The sequence below is a fragment of the Sphingobium agrisoli genome, assembly GCF_041877245.1.
Taxonomy (GTDB): domain Bacteria; phylum Pseudomonadota; class Alphaproteobacteria; order Sphingomonadales; family Sphingomonadaceae; genus Sphingobium.
Genome location: NZ_JBHDJI010000004.1, coordinates 212871 through 233864 on the forward strand (window position 1 = coordinate 212871; position 20994 = coordinate 233864).

General features: G+C 67.2%; 16 protein-coding genes. 8 read left to right on the forward strand and 8 right to left on the reverse strand.

What is annotated here, in order from left to right; genetic code table 11:
• Positions 1-17 precede the first annotated feature (17 nt).
• The 4 genes from ACETPF_RS09305 to ACETPF_RS09320 all read right to left on the reverse strand — a co-directional run bounded on the left by ACETPF_RS09305 (position 18) and on the right by ACETPF_RS09320 (position 7039).
• Positions 18-3122, reverse strand: a complete 3105-nt coding sequence (locus ACETPF_RS09305) for an efflux RND transporter permease subunit (protein WP_373934168.1) — start codon at positions 3120-3122, stop codon at positions 18-20.
• A 6-nt stretch (positions 3123-3128) separates the two neighbouring features.
• Positions 3129-4178, reverse strand: coding sequence for an efflux RND transporter periplasmic adaptor subunit (locus tag ACETPF_RS09310; protein ID WP_373934169.1), 1050 nt, complete (start codon positions 4176-4178; stop codon positions 3129-3131).
• 96 nt (positions 4179-4274) lie between these two features.
• The gene (locus ACETPF_RS09315; RefSeq protein WP_373934170.1) at positions 4275-5012 is read right to left on the reverse strand and encodes a TlyA family RNA methyltransferase; all 738 of its coding nucleotides are present in this window, start codon (positions 5010-5012) and stop codon (positions 4275-4277) included.
• Complete coding sequence (locus ACETPF_RS09320) at positions 5012-7039, reverse strand: protein-disulfide reductase DsbD family protein (protein WP_373934171.1); 2028 nt, start codon at positions 7037-7039, stop codon at positions 5012-5014. Before ACETPF_RS09320 ends, ACETPF_RS09315 begins: the two co-directional genes overlap by 1 nt.
• Positions 7040-7267: 228 nt before the next feature.
• Between ACETPF_RS09320 and ACETPF_RS09325 the strand changes: the two genes are divergently transcribed.
• Positions 7268-8917, forward strand: coding sequence for an alkaline phosphatase family protein (locus ACETPF_RS09325; RefSeq protein WP_373934172.1), 1650 nt, complete (start codon positions 7268-7270; stop codon positions 8915-8917).
• 74 nt (positions 8918-8991) lie between these two features.
• Positions 8992-10689, forward strand: coding sequence for a gamma-glutamyltransferase (gene ggt / locus ACETPF_RS09330; protein WP_373934305.1), 1698 nt, complete (start codon positions 8992-8994; stop codon positions 10687-10689).
• Positions 10690-10950: 261 nt separating this feature from the next.
• Here ggt and ACETPF_RS09335 read toward each other — a convergent pair whose 3' ends face one another.
• The 3 genes from ACETPF_RS09335 to ACETPF_RS09345 all read right to left on the reverse strand — a co-directional run bounded on the left by ACETPF_RS09335 (position 10951) and on the right by ACETPF_RS09345 (position 12498).
• Positions 10951-11454: a LolA-like protein gene (locus ACETPF_RS09335; protein WP_373934173.1), complete on the reverse strand. Its 504-nt coding sequence runs from the start codon at positions 11452-11454 to the stop codon at positions 10951-10953.
• A gap of 63 nt (positions 11455-11517) precedes the next feature.
• Positions 11518-11940, reverse strand: a complete 423-nt coding sequence (locus tag ACETPF_RS09340) for a SufE family protein (protein ID WP_373934174.1) — start codon at positions 11938-11940, stop codon at positions 11518-11520.
• 48 nt (positions 11941-11988) lie between these two features.
• Entirely contained in the window at positions 11989-12498 is a 510-nt protein-coding gene (locus ACETPF_RS09345) for a hypothetical protein (RefSeq protein WP_373934175.1), read from the reverse strand.
• Between the two features lie 128 nt (positions 12499-12626).
• Between ACETPF_RS09345 and ACETPF_RS09350 the strand changes: the two genes are divergently transcribed.
• Both ACETPF_RS09350 and ACETPF_RS09355 read left to right on the forward strand, forming a co-directional pair.
• Complete coding sequence (locus tag ACETPF_RS09350; protein WP_373934176.1) at positions 12627-13514, forward strand: aldose 1-epimerase family protein; 888 nt, start codon at positions 12627-12629, stop codon at positions 13512-13514.
• 450 nt (positions 13515-13964) lie between these two features.
• Positions 13965-15542: a peptide chain release factor 3 gene (locus ACETPF_RS09355; RefSeq protein WP_373934177.1), complete on the forward strand. Its 1578-nt coding sequence runs from the start codon at positions 13965-13967 to the stop codon at positions 15540-15542.
• Positions 15543-15697: 155 nt separating this feature from the next.
• Here ACETPF_RS09355 and ACETPF_RS09360 read toward each other — a convergent pair whose 3' ends face one another.
• The gene (locus ACETPF_RS09360) at positions 15698-16831 is read right to left on the reverse strand and encodes an FAD-dependent oxidoreductase (protein WP_373934178.1); all 1134 of its coding nucleotides are present in this window, start codon (positions 16829-16831) and stop codon (positions 15698-15700) included.
• Positions 16832-17235: 404 nt separating this feature from the next.
• Between ACETPF_RS09360 and ACETPF_RS09365 the strand changes: the two genes are divergently transcribed.
• The 4 genes from ACETPF_RS09365 to ACETPF_RS09380 all read left to right on the forward strand — a co-directional run bounded on the left by ACETPF_RS09365 (position 17236) and on the right by ACETPF_RS09380 (position 20914).
• The gene (locus ACETPF_RS09365) at positions 17236-18486 is read left to right on the forward strand and encodes a putative DNA modification/repair radical SAM protein (protein WP_373934179.1); all 1251 of its coding nucleotides are present in this window, start codon (positions 17236-17238) and stop codon (positions 18484-18486) included.
• A 66-nt stretch (positions 18487-18552) separates the two neighbouring features.
• On the forward strand, positions 18553-18903 hold the full coding sequence (locus ACETPF_RS09370; protein ID WP_373934180.1) for a hypothetical protein: 351 nt from the start codon (positions 18553-18555) through the stop codon (positions 18901-18903).
• Between the two features lie 56 nt (positions 18904-18959).
• Positions 18960-19424, forward strand: coding sequence for a hemerythrin domain-containing protein (locus ACETPF_RS09375; RefSeq protein ID WP_373934181.1), 465 nt, complete (start codon positions 18960-18962; stop codon positions 19422-19424).
• Between the two features lie 92 nt (positions 19425-19516).
• Positions 19517-20914: a UdgX family uracil-DNA binding protein gene (locus ACETPF_RS09380; RefSeq protein WP_373934182.1), complete on the forward strand. Its 1398-nt coding sequence runs from the start codon at positions 19517-19519 to the stop codon at positions 20912-20914.
• The last annotated feature ends 80 nt before the right edge of the window (positions 20915-20994 follow it).

A 20994-nucleotide genomic window follows, 5' to 3' on the forward strand; every position in this document is an offset into this window, starting at 1 on the left:
CTCCCCACGCATGTCACTCATTCAGCCGGCTCGGGCGAATCCTTCAGTGCCGATTCCAGCTTTCGGCTGACGGTTTGCGGAGAAACCGTCCGCTTGGCAACGCGCGAATAGAAGATCGGGATCAGGAACAGCGTGATCAGCGTCGCCAGGCTGACGCCGAACACCACGACCACGCCGATCGACTGGCGCGCCGCCGCCCCCGCCCCGCCCCGGATGACCAGCGGCACCGCGCCGATGACGGTCGCGATCGAGGTCATGAGGATCGGGCGCAGCCGGCGCTTCGCCGCCTCGCGGATCGCCGCCGCGACCTCCAGCCCTTCATCGCGCAGCTGGTTGGCGAACTCCACGATCAGGATGCCGTTCTTGGCGGCGAGGCCGACCAGCATGACGATGCCGATCTGGCTGTAGAGGTTGATCGTGCCCCCGGTGATCGCCAGCCCCAGCACCCCGCCCGCAACGGCGAGCGGCACGGTGGCGATGATGACGCCGGGGTGGATGAAACTTTCGAACTGGGCGGCCAGCAGCAGGAAGACGATCAGGATGGTGAGGGCGAACACCAGCCAGATCGCGCTGCCGGTTTCCCGCAAAGATTGGCTTTCGCCGCGATAGCCGATCGCCAGCACTTCGGGCGACTGCCGCGCCTGTTCTTCCAGCCAACCGAGCGCGTTGCCAAGCGAGGTGCCCGGACCCAGCGCTGCGGACAAGGTGATGGCGCGCAGCTTGTTGTAGCGGTTGAGCTGGCGCGGGCCGGCGACCTCGCGCACCGTCACCAGCGCCGACAGCGGCACCAGCGCGCCGGTGCGGCTGCGCACGTTGATCCGCTCCAGATCCGCGACGGTCTCGCGCCCCTCATTTTCCGCCTGGACGAGGACGCGATATTCTTCGCCCCGGTCGACATAGGTGGTGACGCGGCGCGACCCCAGCAGGCTTTGCAGCGCCTGGCTGACGTCGTTCACCGATACGCCGAGGTCGCCGGCGCGGGCAAGGTTGGTTTCGATCCGCATCTGCGGCTTCGATTCCTTGTAGTCGCTGTCGAGGTTGATGAGGCCGGGATAGTCGGCCGCCGCCGCCATGATCCGGTCGCGCGCGGCGGCCAGCCCTTCGTAGGTCGATCCCGCCAGCACGATATTGACCGGCAGCCCGCGCCCCCGTCCCAGCCCCGATCGCGGCGCGACATTGCCGCGCACCCCCGGCTGGTCGGCGATCACCTTGTTGACGATCGCGGCCACTTCGCTCGTCGTGATGCTGCGATCCTCCCAGGGCCGCAGGAAGGCGATGACGTTGCCGCCGTTGAAATCGTCGGTCGAACCGAAGCCGGAAGGCGTGCGGATGACGAGATTCTGGAGCGTTCCGTCCTTGCGCAGAAAGGCGAGATCGTCCTCGATCTTCTTCATATAGGCCATCATCCGGTCGAACCCGGTGCCTTCGGGCGCGCTGATCTGCCCTTCGACCACGCCGGTATCTTCCGCCGGGGCAAGTTCGCTCGGCAGGCGGGTGAAGAGGAAGCCGGCTATCCCCAGAAACAACAGCACGCCCAGCAGAGGCAGCAGCGGACGACGGATCGCATGGTCGAGCCAGCGCGCATAGCCGCCCTCCAGCCGCTGGAACCGCGCATCCACCCAGCGCGCCAGACGCCCGCGCTCGGCGGTCTTCAGGAGCTTGGAACAAAGCATCGGCGCGAGGCTGAGCGAGATGAAGCCGGAAAAGGCGATCGCCGCGATCATCGCGATCGCAAGTTCGCGGAAGAGGAGGCCGGTCTGCCCGGCCAGGAACATCACCGGCACGAACACGGCGCACACGACCAGCGTCGTTGAAATGATCGCGAAGCCCACCTGCCGCGTGCCCAGGAACGCCGCGACCAGCGGATCGTCGCCCTGCTCGACGCGGTGATAGACATTCTCCAGCACCACGATCGCGTCGTCCACCACCAGGCCGATGGCGAGCACGAAGGCGAGCAGCGTCAGCAGGTTGATCGAGAGGCCGAGCAGCCACATCACCGCGCAGGTCGCGAGCAGGCAGATCGGCACCGTCACTGCCGGGATCAGCGTCGCGCGCACCGACCCCAGGAACAGGAAGATGACGAGGATGACGAGCAGGGCCGCTTCGATCAGCGTGTCATAGACATTCTCGATCGCGCGCTCGATGAACAGCGACTCGTCGGTGCCGATCGCGACCCGCATCCCCTGCGGCAGGGTCGGTTCCAGTTCCTTGATCAGCGCCTTGGCGCGCTGCGCCACCTCCAGCGTGTTCGCGCCCGACTGGCGGATGATGCCCAGGCCCACCGCCGTGCCCTGGTTGGATCGGAAACTGCTGTAGCGGTTTTCCGCGCCTTCCTCGATCCGGGCGACGTCGCCCAGCTTCACCAGATAGCCGTCCGCGCCGCGTCCGATGACGAGATTGGCGAACTGGTCCGGCGTCGAATAGGGGCGTTCGACGCGCAACGTCTGGTTCTGATCGCGCGATTCGAAGCGGCCCGCGGGCAATTCCACATTCTGGTTGCGCAGCGCATTTTCGACATCGGCCGGGGTCATGCCGAAGGCGGCGAGCTTTTCCGCGTTGAACCAGATGCGGGTCGACGGGCGCGCCTCCCCGCCGATATTGACGCGGGCGACGCCGTCGATCGCGGCGAAGCGATCGACCAGATTGCGATCGAGATAATCGCTGATGCGGATCGGCGACCATCCCGGCCGCGAAAACACGATGAACAGGATCGGACGCGCATCCGAATCGACCTTGCGGATTTCGGGTGCCAGCGCGTCTTCCGGCAGATCCTCGACCACCGATCCCACCCGGTCGCGGACATCGTTGGCGGCGCTGTCGATGTCGCGCGAGGGATCGAATTCGATGTTGATGTTGGACGTGCCGTCCTGCGAGGTGGAGGTGATCGTCTCGATCCCCTGCACGCCCGCCACCGCATCCTCGATCAGCTGGGTGATGCGGGTTTCGACGACCGATGCGGCCGCGCCGGTGTAGCTGGTTTCGACCGATACGATCGGCGGATCGGTATCGGGATATTCGCGCACGGAGAGGCTCAGCCACCCGACCACGCCGACGATGCAGAGCAGCACCGCGACGACGGCGGCGAACACCGGGCGGCGGACGGAAAGGTCGGACAGCTGCATCGCGTGTCAGCCGGCGCGCTTGGGCGCTGCGGGTTCCGCCTTGTCCCCCGCCAGCCGGACCTTGGCGCCGTCGCGCAGCTTGACGACGCCCTCGGTCACGATCCGCTGCCCCGGCTTCACCCCGCCGGTGATTTCGACAAGCCCGTTCTGGCGTATGCCGGTATCGACCTTCACCCGCTTCGCCTCCCGCCCTTCCAGCACGAAGAGGAAGCGATCCTCGCCATCGCCGACCACCGCCAGTTCGGGCGCGGCGAGCGACTGGCGCTGGCGCGCGGCGACGGTGACGGTCAGCAACATGCCTGGCTTCAGCGCGCGATCGGGGTTGGGCAGGATCGCGCGCACCCGCACCGCACGGGTCGCGGGATCGATGACGGGATCGATGGTGGCGATCGTGCCGGCGAAGGGCCGGGCGGGGAAAGCGGCCGACAGGGCGCGGATCGGCATCCCCTCCCGGATCATCGCCAGCCGGGTTTCGGGCACGGTGAAGTCCAGCTTGATGCGGCTCACATCGCTGACTGTCGCGATCGCGGTGCCCGCCGGGATGATCGCGCCCGCCGATATGGTGCGAAGGCTGACATAGCCGGAAAAGGGTGCGCGGATGACCCGGTCGCCGATCGCGGCGCGCGACTGGTCGGCCGCCGCCTTGGCCGCATTGGCGAGCGCGAGCTGCTGGTCGAGCGAGGCGGCGGTGGCGAAACCGCGCGCCTTCAATGCCTGCACCCGGTCGAGCTGCTGCTGCGCCTGCCGCGCCTGCGCCTGCGCGGCGGCAAGCTCCGCCTGTTCCTGCGCCACTGCCATGCGCGCGACCACCTGGCCGCGCCCGACATAGCCGCCATCGGCGAAGTTGAGCGACTCCACCCGCTCGGTCACCGGGGCGGAGAGCACCACCTGTTCGTTGGCGAGCGCGGTGCCCACCGCCTCGATCGCGTCGGTGAAGGTCGCGCGCGCGATCGGCGCGGCGCTGACAAGCGGCGGGGCGCTCGGCTTGCGGTCGGGCTGGCCGCCGCAGCCGGCGAGGCAGAGCAGGATCGCGGGGAAAAGCAACAGGGAACGCATGGTGGCGGGCTATCGGGCCTTGGGAAAGGATACAAGCCGGCCCTTTGTGCCACCCTGTATCAAATGGTATCGGCGGTGAAAACGAACCTTGCCGGCTTATCCGCCAAGCCGGGCGTGGAGCAGGAATTCGATATTGCCCTGCGGCCCGGTAATCGGGCTGGTTGTTATCCTCGCGACGGTCCAGCCCTGTTCCGCCACCCAGTCCCGCACCTGCGCGCAGACCCTCTCATGCACGGCGGGATCGCGCACCACGCCATTCTTGCCCACCTCCTCGCGGCGCGCCTCGAATTGCGGCTTGATGAGCGCGACGAGATGCGCGCCGGGGCGGGCGAAGCTGATCGGCCGCTCCAGCACCTTGGAGAGGCTGATGAAACTGGCGTCGCACACGATGATGTCGACCGGCTCAGGCACATGAACGTCGGTCAGGATGCGCGCGCTGGTCTGTTCGTGGACGATGACGCGATCGTCGGCGCGCAGCTTCCAGGCGAGCTGGTTGGTGCCGCTGTCGACCGCATAGACCCGCGCCGCGCCGTTCGTCAGCAGCACGTCGGTGAAGCCGCCGGTCGAGGAGCCGACATCGATCGCCACCATGCCCGTCACGTCTATGGCAAAGGCGTCGATCGCATGGGCGAGCTTGATGCCGCCGCGCGACACCCAGGGATGGTCGCGCCCGCGCACGTCCAGCACCGAGTCGGCCGCCACCTGCTGCCCCGCTTTCTCGACCTTCTTGTCGCCCAGATAGACGAGGCCGGCGAGGATCAGCGCCTGGGCGCGCGCCTTGCTTTCGGCCAGGCCATTGTCGACGAGCAGCTGGTCGGCGCGCAGCTTCGCCATCAGCGCACCAGATCGGTGAGCGTCGCAACCGTCAGCAACTGCGGCAGCACCTGCGCTGCCTTGCCGGGCGCATACCAGAGATAGAGGGGGACGCCCGACCGGCCCTGGCTTTCGAGGAAGCGGGTGATCGCGGGATCGGCATTGGTCCAGTCGCCGACCATCACTGTGACCCCGGCCTTGTCGAACGCGGCGCGGGTTTCGGCCCGGTCGATCGCGGCGGCTTCGTTGGCTTTGCACGTCAGGCACCAGTCGGCCGTGAAGTAAAGAAAGACCGGCTTGTTCGCGGCGCGCAGCTTGTCCAGTTCCGCAGCAGCGAACGGAACCGCCGAATCGCCCGTCGCCTGCGCGGCCGGAGCCTTGGCCGGAAGCGCGACAGCCGCGCCGGCGAGCAGCCCAAGCGCCGCGAGCGCCGCGATCAGGCCGCCCCCCCTGCCCGCGCGCTGCCGCCCACCCAGCCACCATAGCAGCAGCGCCAGCAGCAGCGCCGCGCCGAGGCCGATGGTCATGCCCGGCACGCCCCGCTGCTGCCCAAGCAGCCAGGCGAGGCCGAGCGCGGTCAGGAACATCGGGACGGCGAGGATTTTCTGAACCCGGCCCATCCATGCCCCCGGTTTCGGCAGCCGCTGGCGCAGCGCCGGCACATAGGCGAGCAGCAGGAAAGGCAGCGCAAGGCCAAGCCCCAGCCCCGCGAACACCGCCAGCGCGGCGGGCAGCGGCAGCAGCAGCGCCGCCCCCATCGCCGCCGCCATGAACGGCCCGGTGCACGGCGTCGCGACGAAAGCGACCAGCGCCCCGGTCCAGAATGCGCCGGAAAGCCCGCCCTTGCCCGCCAGCCCCTCGCCACCGCCGAACGCGGCCAGATCGAACAAGCCGGCAAGGTTGAAGGCGATGGCGGTCACCAGCAGCAGCAACGCCATTATGATGCGCGGGTCTTGCAACTGGAACGCCCAGCCGACCGCGCCGCCCGCCGCGCGCAGGCCGAGCAGCAGCCCGCCCAGCGCCAGGCAGGTGAGGATGATGCCCGCCGCGTAGGCCAGCGCCTCCCGCCGCACGACGCGCTCGTCGCCGCCGGCCTTCGCCAGCTTCATCGCCTTCAACCCCAGGATCGGAAAGACGCAGGGCATGATGTTGAGCAGCAGCCCGCCCAGGATCGCGCCGCCCAGCGCGGCGAGGATGGCGGACCATTGCGACGCCCCGCCCGCGCCGGGAACGACGCCGGGCCGGGCGGTCAGCAGGAAGCCGACATGGTCGCCGGTCCGCAGCACCGCCTGCGTTGTGCCGCCCTTATGCCCTTCGGCGGCGTCGGTCTCGATGACCAACCGGTCGCCTTCGCGCGACACCATCTGCGGCGCGGCATAGCGCGCCAGCCCCTCGGCGAGTGGAAAGACATGAATATCGGACGCCTGCGCGCTCGCGGGAAAAGGTATGGCGAGGCGCAGCCTGCCGTCCTTCACCGCATAAGTCGCTTCCGAACCCAGCGGTCGGGGCAGATGGGTGCGCCACCCATCGAACCGACTACGTTGCGTATCCGAAACAATACCCTCGCCCGCGACCAGGTCGAGCGCGAGGTCGCCGCTTTCGGGCACGCACACCTTGTCGGTGCAGGCGAGCCAGTTCGCCTTCGCCCGCACCGGCAGGCGGGTGCCGGGCGCGACATCGGGTGCGACCTTCAGGCTCGCCAGCACCGCATAGGGGCCTTCATAGACATGGTTCATCAGGCCCGAAATCAGCAGCGTCTCGGGCACCGGATAGCGCAGCGCGCCGACGCTCACGCCCTTGGGCAGGGTCCATTCGACCGTCATGCCCAGGCCCGCGTCGCCCGGATTTTCCCAATAGCCGTGCCAGCCCTTCGCCGGCGTCATGGCAAAGGCGATGGTGGTCCCCTCGCCGGCCCTGGGCGCACCGCTTTCCGCCACCAGCCGCGCAGCGATATGCGCCGGACCGCCGCCGAAGGCGCCCTGCGCCTGCGCGAGCGGTATCCCCGCCAGCAGAGCGACTGTCATGACAATGACTTGAAAAATCCGCATCGGGCCTCTGGTCGGCTGGGTGAATGGGGGCTAGGTCCAGCTGCATTCGCCGTCAAGGCTGCTGAAAGTGCCGACGCTCCGATGATCCCCATCCTCCCCTGCAAGGGGAGGGGGACCATCGCGGAGCGATGGTGGAGGGGTGTCGCCCTGTCGAGAGCAGGACACCCCTCCGTCAGGCGCTGCGCGCCTGCCACCTCCCCTTTCAGGGGAGGATTTTAGTGGGATGATATGATGAAGACACTCGCCGCCGCCCTCCTGTTCGCCACAGCCATCCCCGTAATGGCGCAAGAGACCCCCGCCACGCCCGCCGCCCCGCCCAAACTCATCGTCGCGATCAGCGTCGATCAATTCTCCGGCGACCTGTTCAGCGAGTATCGCCAATATTATAGCGGCGGCCTGAAGCGCCTCACCGAACAGGGTGCGGTGTTCCCGCGCGGCTATCAGAGCCATGCCGCGACCGAAACCTGCCCCGGCCATTCGACCATCCTGACCGGCAGCCGCCCGTCGCGCACCGGCATCATCGCCAACACCTGGTTCGACCTGTCGACCGCGCGCGACGACAAGGCGGTCTATTGCGCCGAGGACGAGACGCAGCCGGGGACGAACAGCGACGCCTATGTCGCCTCGCCCGTCCACCTCAAGGTGCCGACGCTGGGCGGCCGGATGAAGATCGCCAACCCCGCAACGCGGGTGGTGTCGGTGGCGGGCAAGGACCGCGCGGCGATCATGATGGGCGGCCCGACCGCTGACCAGACATGGTGGCTGGGCGGCGCGCAGGGCTTTGTGAGCTACAAGGGGGTCGCCATCCCGCCGCTGGTGGCGAAGGTGAACGCGGCGCTGGCCGAACAACTGGCCCGGCCGAGCGCGGGCTATGACTTGCCGCCGCAATGCGCGGCGCGGGACTTTCCCGTCGCGATCGGCGCGGGCAAGACCGTGGGCACCGGCCGCTTCGCGCGCGAGGCGGGGGATTACAAAGTCTTCCGCGCCTCGTCCGAGCAGGACGCCTACACGCTGGTGCTGGCGGCGGCCGCGGTCGAGAGCATGGGCCTTGGCAAGCAGGCGCAGACCGACATCCTGTCGATAGGCCTGTCGGCGACCGACTATATCGGCCACACCTACGGCACCGAAGGGACCGAAAGCTGCATCCAGATCGATCGGCTGGACAAGGAGCTGGGCGCCTTCTTCGACCGGCTCGATCGTGACGGGATCGACTATATGGTCGTTCTGACCGCCGACCATGGCGGCCACGACCTGCCCGAGCGGCACCGCGAAAATGCCATGCCGATGGAGGCGCGGGTCGATCCGGCACTGACGCCCAAGGCGCTGTCGGCGACCATCGGCGAACGAACCGGACTTACCGGGCGCAAGCTCATCTGGGGCGACGGGCCGGCGGGCGACCTTTATTTCGACAAGGGGCTCAACGCCGCGCAGCGCGCCCGCGTGGAGGCCGAGACGCTCAAGCTGCTGCGCGCCCACCCTCAGGTCGAGCGGGTTTTCACCAAGGCGGAAATCGCCGCCGCCCCTGCCCCCTCCGGCCCGCCCGAAAGCTGGAGCCTGTTGCAGGAAGCGCGCGCCAGCTTCGATCCCGCCCGCTCGGGCGACCTCCTGCTGCTGCTCAAGCCGCGCGTCACGCCAATCCCGGACCCGACCAAAGGCTATGTCGCGACCCACGGATCGCCCTGGGACACCGACCGCCGCGTGCCGATCCTGTTCTGGCGCAAGGGGATGCGGCCGTTCGAGCAGCCGCTGGGCGTCGAGACGGTGGACATATTGCCGACGCTGGCGGCGGTGATCGGGCTGCCGGTGCCGGCGGGCGAGATTGACGGGCGCTGCCTGGATCTGGTGGCGGGCGAAGGGGATAGCTGCGCCGGGCGGTGAGGCATACGATGCCGCAGGGAAAGAAGCAGAACCCCGCTCTTGCGGCGCGCACCCGTGCGGCTATCGTGCTGGCCATGACCTTCCGCTTTCCCGGCCTGCTGGCCCCGCTCGCCCTCCTCGCCCTCGTTCCTGTCCCTGCCGCCGCCCGCACGCGCATCCCGCCCTCGGCAACCGTGTCCGCCGCCGATCCGCGCGCGGCGCTGGCCGGACAGGAAATCCTGCGCCAAGGCGGCAGCGCGACCGACGCCGCCATCGCCATGATGCTGACGCTGGGCGTGGTCGAGCCGCACAACAGCGGCATCGGCGGCGGCGGCTTCATCCTGCATCATGACGGCCGCACCGGCGCGCTCGAAACGCTCGACGGCCGCGAGACCGCGCCCGCTGCCGCCCGCCCTAATCGCTTCATGAAGGACGACAAGCCCCTTTCCTTCCGCGACGCCTGGCCGGGCGGCTATTCGGTCGGCGTCCCCGGCAACCTCCGCATGGCGTGGGACGCGCACACCAAATGGGGCAAGCTCCCCTGGGCGGACCTGTTCCAGCCCGCGATCCGCTACGCGCGCGATGGCTTTCAGCTCGGCGAACGCACCGCCACCGCGCTCCGGGCCACGCAAACGGTCTGGGCCGATTTCCCCGAGATTCAGAAGCTCTTCTGGGTGAACGGCGCCCCGCCCCCGGTCGGCACGACCCTCAAAAACCCGCCGCTCGCCGCCCTCTACCAGCGCATCGCGGCGGAAGGCCCCGACGCCTTCTACACCGGCGAGAACGCAAAGCTGCTGAGCGCCGCCGTCACCGGCGCGCCGCGCAACCCCGTCCCCATGACGGAGGCCGACATCGCCGCTTACCGGGCGATCCCGCGCGACCCCGTCTGCGGGACATATCGCGTCTGGAAAGTCTGCGGCATGGCCCCGGCCTCGGCTGGTGGCATCACCGTCCTCGAAATATTGGGCATGGTCGAGCGCTTCCCGCTCAAGCAATGGGGCAAGGACGACCCGCGCAGCTGGCACGTCATCGCCGAAGCGATGCAGCTCGCTTATGCTGATCGCGAAACCTGGCTGGGCGATCCCGCCTTCGTCGCCGTGCCGGTCAAGGGGCTGACCTCCTCCGCTTATCTCAAGCAGCGCTCGGCCCTCATCCGCCTCAACCGGGCGCTGAACGACTATAAACCCGGCACGCCCCCCGGCGCCCCACCCCGCACCCCCGCCAGGCCCCAGCCCGAGGAAGGCACCAGCCATTTCGTCGCCGTGGACCGCAACGGCGATATCGCCGCCTGGACCTCCACCATCGAAAGCTTCTTCGGCAGCCAGCTCGTCGCCAACGGCGTGATCCTTAACAACGAACTCACCGACTTCAGCTTCACGCCGGAAAAGGACGGCGCCCCCGTCGCCAACCGGGTGGAGCCGGGCAAGCGCCCGCTGTCCTCCATGTCGCCGACCATCGTCTATGACGCGAAGGGCGTTCCCGTCTTCACCGTCGGCGCGGCGGGCGGCAAGACCATCATCATGCAGGTGGCGAAGGCGCTGATCGCCCATTTCGACTGGGGCCTGTCGACGCAGGATTCGATCGCGCAGGGGCTTGTCTTCTTCAACGGCGACGGCCTCGTCCTCGAACAGGGCACCGACCGCGAGGCGCTCAAGACCCCCCTCGAAAAGCTGGGCCACCGCGTCAACGTCACCCGCCTCGGCCTCAAGGCCAACGCGGCTGAGCGCCTTCCCGACGGCCGCTGGACGGGCGCCGCCGATCCCCGCAGCCCCGGCGTCTCGCTACAGGAATAGCCCCCCCGTCGCCCCGGCCATGAGCCGGGGCCCCGCTTCTTCTCGCCCTTGCGGGGAGAAAAGTGATCAGGTTCACGCGGAGCCGCGGAGACACGGAGGAGTGGGACGCTCAATGACAATGTTCGCGCAGAGGCGCAGAGGCCGCGGAGAAAGGTGAAATGCCGCCAAAGGCGGCCTCATTTTCTCTCTTTGTCTCCGCGCCTCCGCGCCTCCGCGTGAACAAAACTCTGCGCCTCTGCGCGAACCAAAACCGACTTGCCGTCACCCCTTCAAATCCAGCCCCGCCACGTTGAAGGTGAAAGGCGCGGTCTGCGCCTTGCCATCCACCACCAGATCGACCGTCACCGTCTTCGCCTTGCGGATCGCGGCATAGGCCCCCTGCGAAGGGGCAATCGTGATGCCGTCGTCATTGGTCGCGACCCGGCCCTTCCATTCCTCGGCCTTGCCCCCGTCGATCCGCGCCGTCACGCGGCAATCGGACAGGTCGCAGGTGAAGGGCGCGCCCACCAGCTTGACGGTCACGTCCGCCGTACCGCTCTTGAGCGGCTGCACGAGCAGAACGGAAAAGGTATCCGGCGCGGTCATCGTCTGCACCGCATTGGCGCTGCCGATATAGGCGACCTTCGCGCCCTTTGCGCTCTCGCCCTCGCCGCCTTCATATTTCCATGTCTGGCCGATCTGCTCGCGCTGGGTCGGCCCCTTGTCCTTCTCGCCCGAACAGGCCGTCAGTGCGGCAACGGCCGCGATCGTCAGGATGGCGCGCATCGCTCGTCTCCTCTTGTGCGTTGGTTACGCAGGGAGAATGTTTCGACCCGCGATAAGGTTGCCTCAGGCGTAGCGCGCGGCGGTTTCGCGGATCAGCGCGATCATGTTGGGGATGCCCTGGGTCCGGTTGGAACTCAGCTGGTTCCTGAGGTCGAAGGGCGCGAGCGTCCCTTCGATATCCGCCGCACCGATTTCCCCGGCCGCGCGGTCCTGCACGCTCAGCAGCACCAGCGCGATGATCCCCTTCGTGATGGCAGCGTTGCTGTCGGCCAGGAAATGCAGCCGGCCATCCTCCAGAACGGTCGGATAGACCCACACCGCCGCCGAACAGCCGCGCACCAACGTCGCGTCGGTCTTGAGCGCGTCGGGCATCGGCTCCAGCTTGCGCCCCAGGTCGATCAGCAACCGATAGCGGTCGTCCGCATCGAGAAATTCATACTCGTCCTGAAGGTCGGCGATGGTCGGCAGATCGGTCATGCCCGCCATATAGGGCCATTTGCCGGCGGCGGAAGCGGCTTTTGGGCCAGCCTCCGATCAACTCGCGACCTTGCACCCCTTCGCACTCGCCAACCCGCGCAAATAGCCCCGCCGCGCGATCCCCGCCGTCACCGCCGCCTGCAATCGCCGCTCGGCCGGGGCCGCGCCGCTGATCTCGCGCACCAGGCCGCGGAAGGGGATCAGCGAATTGACGATCGTCTTGCCCACAGCCTCGGCGATCTTGCCCGTGCGGTTCTCGTTGGCCTGCGTGCCCACGGTGAAGTCGGCGCCCAGCACCGCGTTCAGTTCCGCCATCGCGGCATTCAGCCCCTTGCACGTCCGCGACGGCGGCGCAGCATAGGGATTCTCGACCGCCTTCACCAGCACCGGCGGGATCTCGTCCTTGTCGAGGCCCACATCCTTGGCCGGCTGCGTCGCGATCTTGCCGGCCTTGTCCAGCGTGTCGTCCCGCTTTTCCTCCTGCTTGCTCTCACTCTTCTGTTCCTGCGCTTGCGCGAGCGCGGGCGTGAGCAGCATGAGCGCGGCGGCGATGGCGATCTTGGTCATCCGATTGTCTCCCTGACCGCCAAACCGCCATCGGGGCGTCATGGTTCCCCGCCCGAAACGATATGCCGTGCGAGACAGGCCCGCCGCCCCGCGCTAGAAGGGCCGTCCCTCTCACGGAGCCACCATCCTTGTTCGATCCCGAAGCGCATTTCGCCATCGTCTCCCCGGCGCTGTCCGCCAGCATCAATCCGCTCGGCGCTGAACTCTGGTCGCTGACCGACGGCGCCGGCCGCAACCTCATGACCGACGCCGATCCGCGCTGGTGGACGGGCCATGCGCCGCTGCTCTTCCCCTTCGTCGGCCGATCGCGCGGCGATATCTATCGCCTTGACGGCCATGAATTCCCGATGCCCCAGCACGGCTTCGCTCGCCGCAAATGCTTTACCCTGGCCCACCAGTCCGACGCCCGCGTCACCCTGCGCCTCGACGCTGATGACGAGAGCCGCGCCGCCTATCCCTTCGACTTCCGGCTCGACATGGATTTCGCGCTGGACGGGCCGACGCTGCACATGACCGCGACGGTCAGCAACATGGGCGAGGCAAAAATGCCCTTCGCCTTCGGCTATCACCCCGCCTTCGCCTGGCCGCTCCCCTATGGCGGCGGCGTGGAGGATCACCGCATCACCTTCGAGAGGCCCGAACCCGCCCCCATCCGCAAGGTCGGCGACGAACCCGGCCTCATCGCCCGCGAACCCTTCCGCTCACCGGTCGAAGGCGACACGCTCGCCCCGAACCACGCCCTGTTCGAGGGCGACGCCCTCATCTGGGATGACCTGAACAGCCGATCCCTCACCTGGGGCGTCCCCGGCCAGCCGCACCTGCGGATCGACTTCCCCGACACGCCCTGGCTTGGCCTGTGGCAAAAGCCGGGCGCCCATTATCTCTGCGTCGAACCCTGGGCCGGCATGGCCGATCCGGTCGGCTTCACCGGCGACGTCTGGGACAAGCCCGGCATCATGGCCCTCCTCCCCGGCGACACCCGCAGCTTCCGCATGGACGTGACGCTGGTTCAATGACTGATGTCAATCTTCGAACCGTGAGGAACAAAAGGCCGCCGTTCGTCGCGGCAGCTATATGGGCAGCACTTATATTGGGGCTTGTAGTCTTCCTGTTTTGGGTGCGGGAATATTCCGAAGAACGCGAGGCCGCACGATCCCATTTGGTTTATTCTGCTAAAACTACAGCCGATCGCGACAATATCGCCACATGCCTATCGGACGACTTGCCACTGACGGACAGGGCGTGGACAGCCCAAGCCGTCGGCAATTGGGAGCGTGAAAACAGCGCTCGCCATCTGAGCGTCGCGATACTTGATATGCAAGACAGCCGAAGCGTAGCCATCTTCACGCGAGACGGACGGCCTCTGCGCGAACAGGAACGCGCAGTCATCGGTCGATGCTTGCGTACTTCGGAGCACAGATAGAACGGGCTGGGAACTCCACCGATATTCGCTATATGGGCGCGCCATGACCATCCCCTCCCGCCGCACCTTCGCCATCATCTCGCACCCGGACGCCGGCAAGACCACGCTCACCGAAAAGCTCCTGCTCGAAGGCGGCGCGATCCACCTCGCCGGCGAAGTGAAGGCGCGCGGAGCCAATCGCCGCGCCCGCTCCGACTGGATGAAGATCGAGCAGCAGCGCGGCATCTCCGTCACCTCCTCGGTCATGACGTTCGAGCGGACGCGCGACGGAGAGACGATCACCTTCAACCTGCTCGACACGCCGGGGCACGAGGATTTTTCCGAGGACACCTATCGCACGCTGACCGCCGTCGATTCCGCCGTCATGGTGATCGACGCGGCCAAGGGCATCGAGCCGCAGACGCGCAAGCTGTTCGAGGTCTGCCGCCTCCGCAACGTCCCCATCATCACCTTCGTCAACAAGGTGGATCGCGAAGGCCGCGAAATCTTCGGCCTGCTCGATGAAGTCGCCGACCAGCTCCAGCTCGACGTCTGCCCCATGAGCTGGCCCGCCGGCATGGGCGGCGAGTTCGAGGGCATATACGACTTCGCCACGAACCGCCTGCGCCAGCCGACCGGCCCCTCGCGCGAATATGAGGGCAAGGAAGCGCATCTCTCCGGCTTGGACGATCCGAAGCTGGCCGACCTGCTATCGGCGCAAGCGCTCGACCGCCTGCGCGAGGAAGCCGAACTGGCGCAGGGCGGCTATGCAGAATTCGACCTTGCCCGTTACCGCGCGGGCGACCTGACGCCCGTCTATTTCGGGTCGGCGCTCAAACTCTTCGGCGTCACCGAACTGATCGACGCGCTGGCCGCCCACGCCCCGCCGCCCCGCGCCCAGCCCGCCGAACCCGCCGCCGTCGAACCCGACCAGAACGAAGTCACCGGCTTCATCTTCAAGGTGCAGGCGAACATGGACCCGATGCACCGCGACCGCATCGCCTTCATGCGCCTCGTCTCGGGCAAGTTCCGCCGCGGCATGAAGCTCACCCCCTCAGGCAGCGGCAAGCCGCTCGCCGTTCACTCGCCCATCCTCTTCTTCGCGCAGGACCGCGAACTCGCCGACGAGGCGTTCCCCGGCGACATCATCGGCATCCCCAACCATGGCGCGCTGCGGGTGGGCGACACGCTCAGCGAAAAGCCGGGCCTGCGCTTCACCGGCCTGCCCAATTTCGCGCCGGAAATCCTGCGCCGGGTGCAACTGAAAGACCCCACCAAGACCAAGCAGCTTCGGAAAGCACTCGACGACCTGTCCGAAGAAGGCGTCATCCAGGTCTTCTACCCCGAAATCGGTAGCCAGTGGATCGTCGGCGTCGTCGGCCAGCTCCAATTGGAAGTGCTGATCTCCCGCCTCGACGCCGAGTACAAGGTCGCCGCCGGCCTCGAACCCTCCCCCTTCGACACCGCCCGCTGGATCAGCGGGGACGAGGCCGCGATCAAGGATCTGGTCGCCTATAACGGCGCGAACATGGCGAAGGACCGCGACGGCAACCTTGTCTTCATGGCCCGCAGCGCCTGGGACATAGGCTATCAGCAGGAACGCCACCCCAAGGTGAAGTTCAGCGCCACGCGGGAGCGGTAGCATGCAACCCTATAACCGTTCGTGCTGAGTAGGGACTGAGCTTGTCGAAGGCCCGTATCGAAGCATCCGCGCTAAGGCGGGATCCTTCGATACGCCATTTCGACTGCGCTCAATGGCTACTCAGGATCAACGGAAAAGTTCAGACCAGCTCCCCCTCACCTCCAAAACCCCGCCAGCCGCCTGACCCACTCCTGCGCCGCCACATGGTCCGGCTCCTCATTGGCGTCGCCATAGCCGAACCATTCATCCTCGCCGACCTCCTGCACGACGATCCCGTCGCGCCGCGCCAGCATCGAGAGCGTCCCATAATAGACGCCATAGGTGACGCCCGCCTGCGGGATCAGCCAGGCGATCTGGCCGCGCACCGGCACGATGCTCTCGTCGCGCCACAAAGCCCGCGCGCCATAGCCGGTGCAGTGGATGATCGCCGGCTGCTTCAGTTTCGTCACGTCGCCGGGCGCATGAAACTCCATCGGCACGATCGTCCCGCCCGCGATGAGGAAATCGGTCGTCAGCTGCCGCATCAGATCGGCGACGTTGAAGGTCAGCGAACTGTTGCGCCGCGCATAGGCCGGCCGGAAGGGATGCGTCCCCGGCGCCAGATCGACGCTGCGCGGCATGATGTCGGCGAGGCGGCTTTCCAGATGCAGGAAGTCATCCTCTCGCTCCACCTCCGGCGTCGCCATGCGCGGCTGGCCGAACGGCGTGTCCGACAACGCATAGCGATCGGTCCATTCGACCGGATCGCCCGCCATCCCGAGCAGGCTCTGGAAATAGGAAAAGGACGCCCGCGCCATCCTTTCCCATCGGTCGCCGAAGCCGGGATCGACCGCCTTCTCCATCGCGACCCGGCTGTCGGGCGACCAGGTTCCGGTCGCCCGCGCCGACCGGACGAAGGGGAACTGCTCCTTGGCATAGATGGTGACGTGCGCGCCCGCGCGCTGCGCCGTCAACGCGGCGGTCAGCCCCAGCGCGCCCGCGCCGATCACCGCCACGTCGCGCACCCCGTCCGCCAGCGCCAGCGCGACCGCCATCTCCGCCGATCCCCAGCTCAACGACCAGCCGCTGCCGCCATGGCCATAATTGTGGACGACGCGCTTGCGCCCGACCTGCTCCGCCTCGATGCGTGGGCCCGCCGCGCGGAAGGGGCGCAGGCAGACGGTGGTGCGGAATATGCGATCGGGCGTCGCGCGCACCGGCTCCACCACCGCGAACGGATCGAACGCCGCGCCCGCCTTGGTTGCAAAGGGCAGCGCTCCCGCAATGCCCATGAATGCCCGTCTGTCCATCCGCGCCTCCCGCCTGATCCGCCCTCTCCAACGAACCATAACGGCGCGACCGCAGGACCAAAATGTGTTTCACGCGGGGACGCGGAGAATGGATGATGCCGGCTTTGCCGGCCCATATCTCCTCAGCGCCCTCTGCCTCTCTGCGCCAACATTGTCCCAAGCCCCCTCCGCGCCCCCGCGTAACTCCCAAAAACAGCAGCCCCCAAATCCTATTCTCCTACGCCCGTCCGCGAACAGGCTCCAACACGGTCAGAAATACCGTATAATTTACAATGACTTATCTGTAGGAGAATCGCGAACATGCGAATCAACTGTTCAACTCGCTGTCCAAATTGCCCTGCCCCTTCGGCCACCCTTGATCCATATCATGGACAGTGGCGCACTTTGAACATATCAGGAACGGCATGGCGCAGCTGACCACCCGGCAGAAACTGGAAATCCTCGCCGACGCGGCGAAGTACGACGCTTCCTGCGCCTCGTCCGGCACGGCCAAGCGCGACAGCCGCGGCGGCAAGGGGATCGGTTCGACCGAGGGCATGGGCATCTGCCACGCTTACGCCCCCGACGGCCGCTGCATCTCGCTGCTCAAGATATTGCTGACCAACAGCTGCATTTTCGACTGCCACTATTGCATCAACCGCCGCTCCAGCGACGTCCGCCGCGCCCGCTTCACGGCGCAGGAAGTCGTGGACCTGACGCTCAGCTTCTACCGCCGCAACTATATCGAGGGGCTGTTCCTTTCCTCAGGCATCATCCGATCGTCCGACTACACGATGGAGCAACTGGTCGAAGTCGCCCGCTCGCTCCGCGAAGATCATGACTTTCGCGGCTATATCCACTTGAAGACCATCCCCGACGCCGACCCCGAATTGGTGCGCGTCGCCGGTCTCCACGCCGACCGCCTCTCGATCAATGTCGAACTGCCGACCGAAAGCGGCCTGAAGCGCCTAGCCCCGGAAAAGGACGGCACCCGGATCGAGGGCGCGATGGGGCATCTCAAAAGCGAGATCGATGACACCAGGGACGCCAGGCGCAAATATCGCCACGCCCCTAAATTTGCACCCGCCGGCCAGTCCACCCAGATGATCGTGGGCGCCGACGCCGCCGACGACCGCGCCATCATCGCCCGCGCCAGCAATCTCTACGACCGGCACAGGCTGCGCCGCGTCTACTACAGCGCCTTCTCCCCCATCCCCTCGCCCAGCGCCGTCCTGCCCCTGAAGCGTCCACCGCTGCTGCGCGAGCACCGCCTCTACCAGTCGGACTGGATGATCCGCTTCTACGGCTATGACGCGCGCGAGATTGCGGCGGCGACCGATCAGGCGACCGGCAACCTGCCGCTCGACATCGATCCCAAGCTCGCCTGGGCGCTCAACCACCGCGCCGCCTTCCCGGTGGACGTCAACCGCGCCCCGCGCGAGGCGCTGCTGCGCGTCCCCGGCCTCGGCGTCAAGGCGGTGGACCGCATCCTCATGAGCCGCCGCCACCGCCGCCTGCGGCTCGACGACATCGCCCGCCTGACTACATCGATCAAGAAGCTCCGCCCCTTCCTGATCGCCGCCGACTGGCGGCCGCTCGCGCTCACCGACCGCGCCGACCTGCGCGCCCGCCTCGCCCCGCCGGCGCGGCAGCTCGACCTTTTCACTCAATTGTAATTTTGGGTTGATCGCCGGGCCGGATCGTGAAACTCTGCTGCGGGGTCTTCGGAAGGGAGTATCGGCTTGGCGACCGCACTCGGCAACGGCGCGCATCCGCGCAAAAGCTTCGCCAAACGGATCAGCACGCATCTCGCCGCCGCGCTGGTCGTCTTCTGCCTGGCGCAGATCGGCATCGTGGCGAAAATGGGCGGCTCGCTGGTCCTGCACCTCGGCATCATCGTCGCGATCGGCGGCTACGCCATCGCCGCGCGCGGGCTTGAGCGTCGCTGGCGGATGCTGGAGCGCGGCACGCTGTCGGCAAGCAGCCTTGCCACCCGCTATCGTGTCGATGTGGCGCAAATCTGGGCCGCCAGCATCGTCGGCGCCCTGCTCTGGATACCCGTCGGCATCATCTATCGCTTCCTCTTCGGGTAGGTTCGGACCCAAAAGCGCCCGCCATCGTTGTCCGCCCGTAACTAAGGAGGACTCCCATGGCCGACGCCACCATCTTCGATCGCCTCAAGCAGGATCATGACAGCCACCGACAGCTCTTCGCCAAGATGGACGAGGCGAAGGACGATGCCGACCGGCTGGAAAAGCTGTTCGACCAGTTCAAGGTCGAGGTGAAGGCCCACGCCGCCGCCGAGGAGGAAACCCTCTACGCCACCATGCTCTCCCGCCCCGACCTGCGCGAAGACGCCCAGCATAGCGTCTCCGAGCATAAGGAGATCGAGGATTATCTGGAGGAGATGGAGGAGCAGGAGTTCAACGGAAAGGAATGGCGCGAAACCTTCGCCCAGCTCAAGAAGCGCTACCTCCACCATATCGAGGAGGAGGAAGAAGAGATGTTCCCGGACGCGGCCAAGGATTTGACGGACGAAGAGGAAAAGTCGCTCGGCGACAAGTTCGCCGAACGCAAACCCGCCGAACTGGAACGCGCCCAGGCAGAGGACTAAGCACTCCGTCACAACATCCGTTCGGTTCGAGCTTGTCGAGAGCGATTCCCTGGCTTCTCGACAGGCTCGAACCGAACGGGCTTTAGGAAGCAATGCACCGCATCGCCCTCTCCACCCCGGACGATTTCGACGGCTGGCGCACCGCTGCCCGTCGGCTTGCGGTGGCGGGGGTCGATCCGGCCGACGTGACCTGGCAGGTGGGCGACGTTCCCACCGACCTCTTCGCCGCCGATCCGCTCCCGCCAGAGCCGCTCCGCGCCGCCTTCTCGGTTCCCCGCGCCTTCATCGACCTTGCCGGAAAGGCGATCCTGCACAACGACCCTGAACGTTTTGCCCTGCTCTACGCCCTGCTGACGCGCCTGCGCGACCGACCCGGCACGATGGAGGACAAGGCCGATCCGCTGCTCCGCCGCGTGGACGTGCTGGCGAAGGCGGTGCGCCGCGATATCCACAAGATGCGTGCCTTCGTCCGCTTCCGCGAGGTCGAGGAAGGCGGGGAAACCCGCTTCGTCGCCTGGTTCGAGCCCGACCATCATATCGTCCGCGCCAATGCCGGCTTCTTCGTCCGCCGCTTCGCCACAATGCGCTGGTCGATCCTGACGCCGGAGATCAGCATCCATTGGGACGGCGAGGCGTTGACGCAAGGACCGGGCGCAACGCGCGCCGACGCCCCCGACGGCGATCCGGTCGAGGCTTTGTGGAAGGGCTATTATGCCGCGATCTTCAACCCCGCCCGGCTCAAGACCGGGGCGATGCTATCGGAAATGCCCAAGAAATATTGGCGCAACCTGCCCGAAGCCGCGCTCATCCCCGATCTCATCGCCGGCGCACAAGCGCGCGAGGCGGCCATGATCGCCACCGCCCCCACCCCACCTAGGCGCCAGGGCAACGCTGCCACCGTCTGGGCCGGCATCCGCGACGCGGCGATGGCCTGCACCCGCTGCCCGCTCCACCAGGACGCGACCCAGACTGTGTTCGGCGAAGGCCCGCTCGACGCGCCCCTCCTCTTCATCGGCGAGCAACCCGGCGATCAGGAGGATCGGGCCGGCCGGCCCTTCGTAGGCCCCGCCGGGCAATTGTTCGATCAGGCGCTGGAACAGGCCGGCGTCGACCGCGGCAGCGCCTATGTCACCAACGCGGTCAAGCATTTCAAGTTCGTCCGCCAGGGCAAGCGCCGTCTCCACCAGTCGCCCGATGCCGGCGAGATTCAGGCGTGCCGCTGGTGGCTGGGGCAGGAAATCGATCTCGTCCGCCCCCGCCTGATCGTCGCCTTGGGGGCGTCCGCCGCCCGAGCGATGCTGGGCAAGGCGGTCACGATCAGCCGCACCCGCGGGTCCGCGATCCCGCTGGACAACGGCGCCGAAGGCTGGGTGACGGTCCACCCCAGCTACCTCCTCCGCCTCCCCGACGAAACCAGACGCGCCGAAGAACGCGCCCGCTTCATCGAGGAACTCCGCGCCATCGGCGAACGGCTGAAGGCACTCGCCTGAGCCAGGTCTTTCGTTCCGGCTTTTGCCGCATCGGCCGGCCATGGGGCGTGGCCCGCGAAGCCCGCGATTTTCTAGGAAAA

Excerpts from the sequence above, each read along its gene's own strand:
- ACETPF_RS09305 (WP_373934168.1), bottom strand. The coding sequence starts at position 3,122 with ATGCAGCTGTCCGACCTTTCCGTCCGCCGCCCGGTGTTCGCCGCCGTC.
- ACETPF_RS09310 (WP_373934169.1), bottom strand. The coding sequence starts at position 4,178 with ATGCGTTCCCTGTTGCTTTTCCCCGCGATCCTGCTCTGCCTCGCCGGC.
- ACETPF_RS09315 (WP_373934170.1), bottom strand. The coding sequence starts at position 5,012 with ATGGCGAAGCTGCGCGCCGACCAGCTGCTCGTCGACAATGGCCTGGCC.
- ACETPF_RS09320 (WP_373934171.1), bottom strand. The coding sequence starts at position 7,039 with ATGCGGATTTTTCAAGTCATTGTCATGACAGTCGCTCTGCTGGCGGGG.
- ACETPF_RS09325 (WP_373934172.1), top strand. The coding sequence starts at position 7,268 with ATGATGAAGACACTCGCCGCCGCCCTCCTGTTCGCCACAGCCATCCCC.
- ggt (WP_373934305.1), top strand. The coding sequence starts at position 8,992 with ATGACCTTCCGCTTTCCCGGCCTGCTGGCCCCGCTCGCCCTCCTCGCC.
- ACETPF_RS09335 (WP_373934173.1), bottom strand. The coding sequence starts at position 11,454 with ATGCGCGCCATCCTGACGATCGCGGCCGTTGCCGCACTGACGGCCTGT.
- ACETPF_RS09340 (WP_373934174.1), bottom strand. The coding sequence starts at position 11,940 with ATGGCGGGCATGACCGATCTGCCGACCATCGCCGACCTTCAGGACGAG.
- ACETPF_RS09345 (WP_373934175.1), bottom strand. The coding sequence starts at position 12,498 with ATGACCAAGATCGCCATCGCCGCCGCGCTCATGCTGCTCACGCCCGCG.
- ACETPF_RS09355 (WP_373934177.1), top strand. The coding sequence starts at position 13,965 with ATGACCATCCCCTCCCGCCGCACCTTCGCCATCATCTCGCACCCGGAC.
- ACETPF_RS09360 (WP_373934178.1), bottom strand. The coding sequence starts at position 16,831 with ATGGACAGACGGGCATTCATGGGCATTGCGGGAGCGCTGCCCTTTGCA.
- ACETPF_RS09365 (WP_373934179.1), top strand. The coding sequence starts at position 17,236 with ATGGCGCAGCTGACCACCCGGCAGAAACTGGAAATCCTCGCCGACGCG.
- ACETPF_RS09375 (WP_373934181.1), top strand. The coding sequence starts at position 18,960 with ATGGCCGACGCCACCATCTTCGATCGCCTCAAGCAGGATCATGACAGC.
- ACETPF_RS09380 (WP_373934182.1), top strand. The coding sequence starts at position 19,517 with ATGCACCGCATCGCCCTCTCCACCCCGGACGATTTCGACGGCTGGCGC.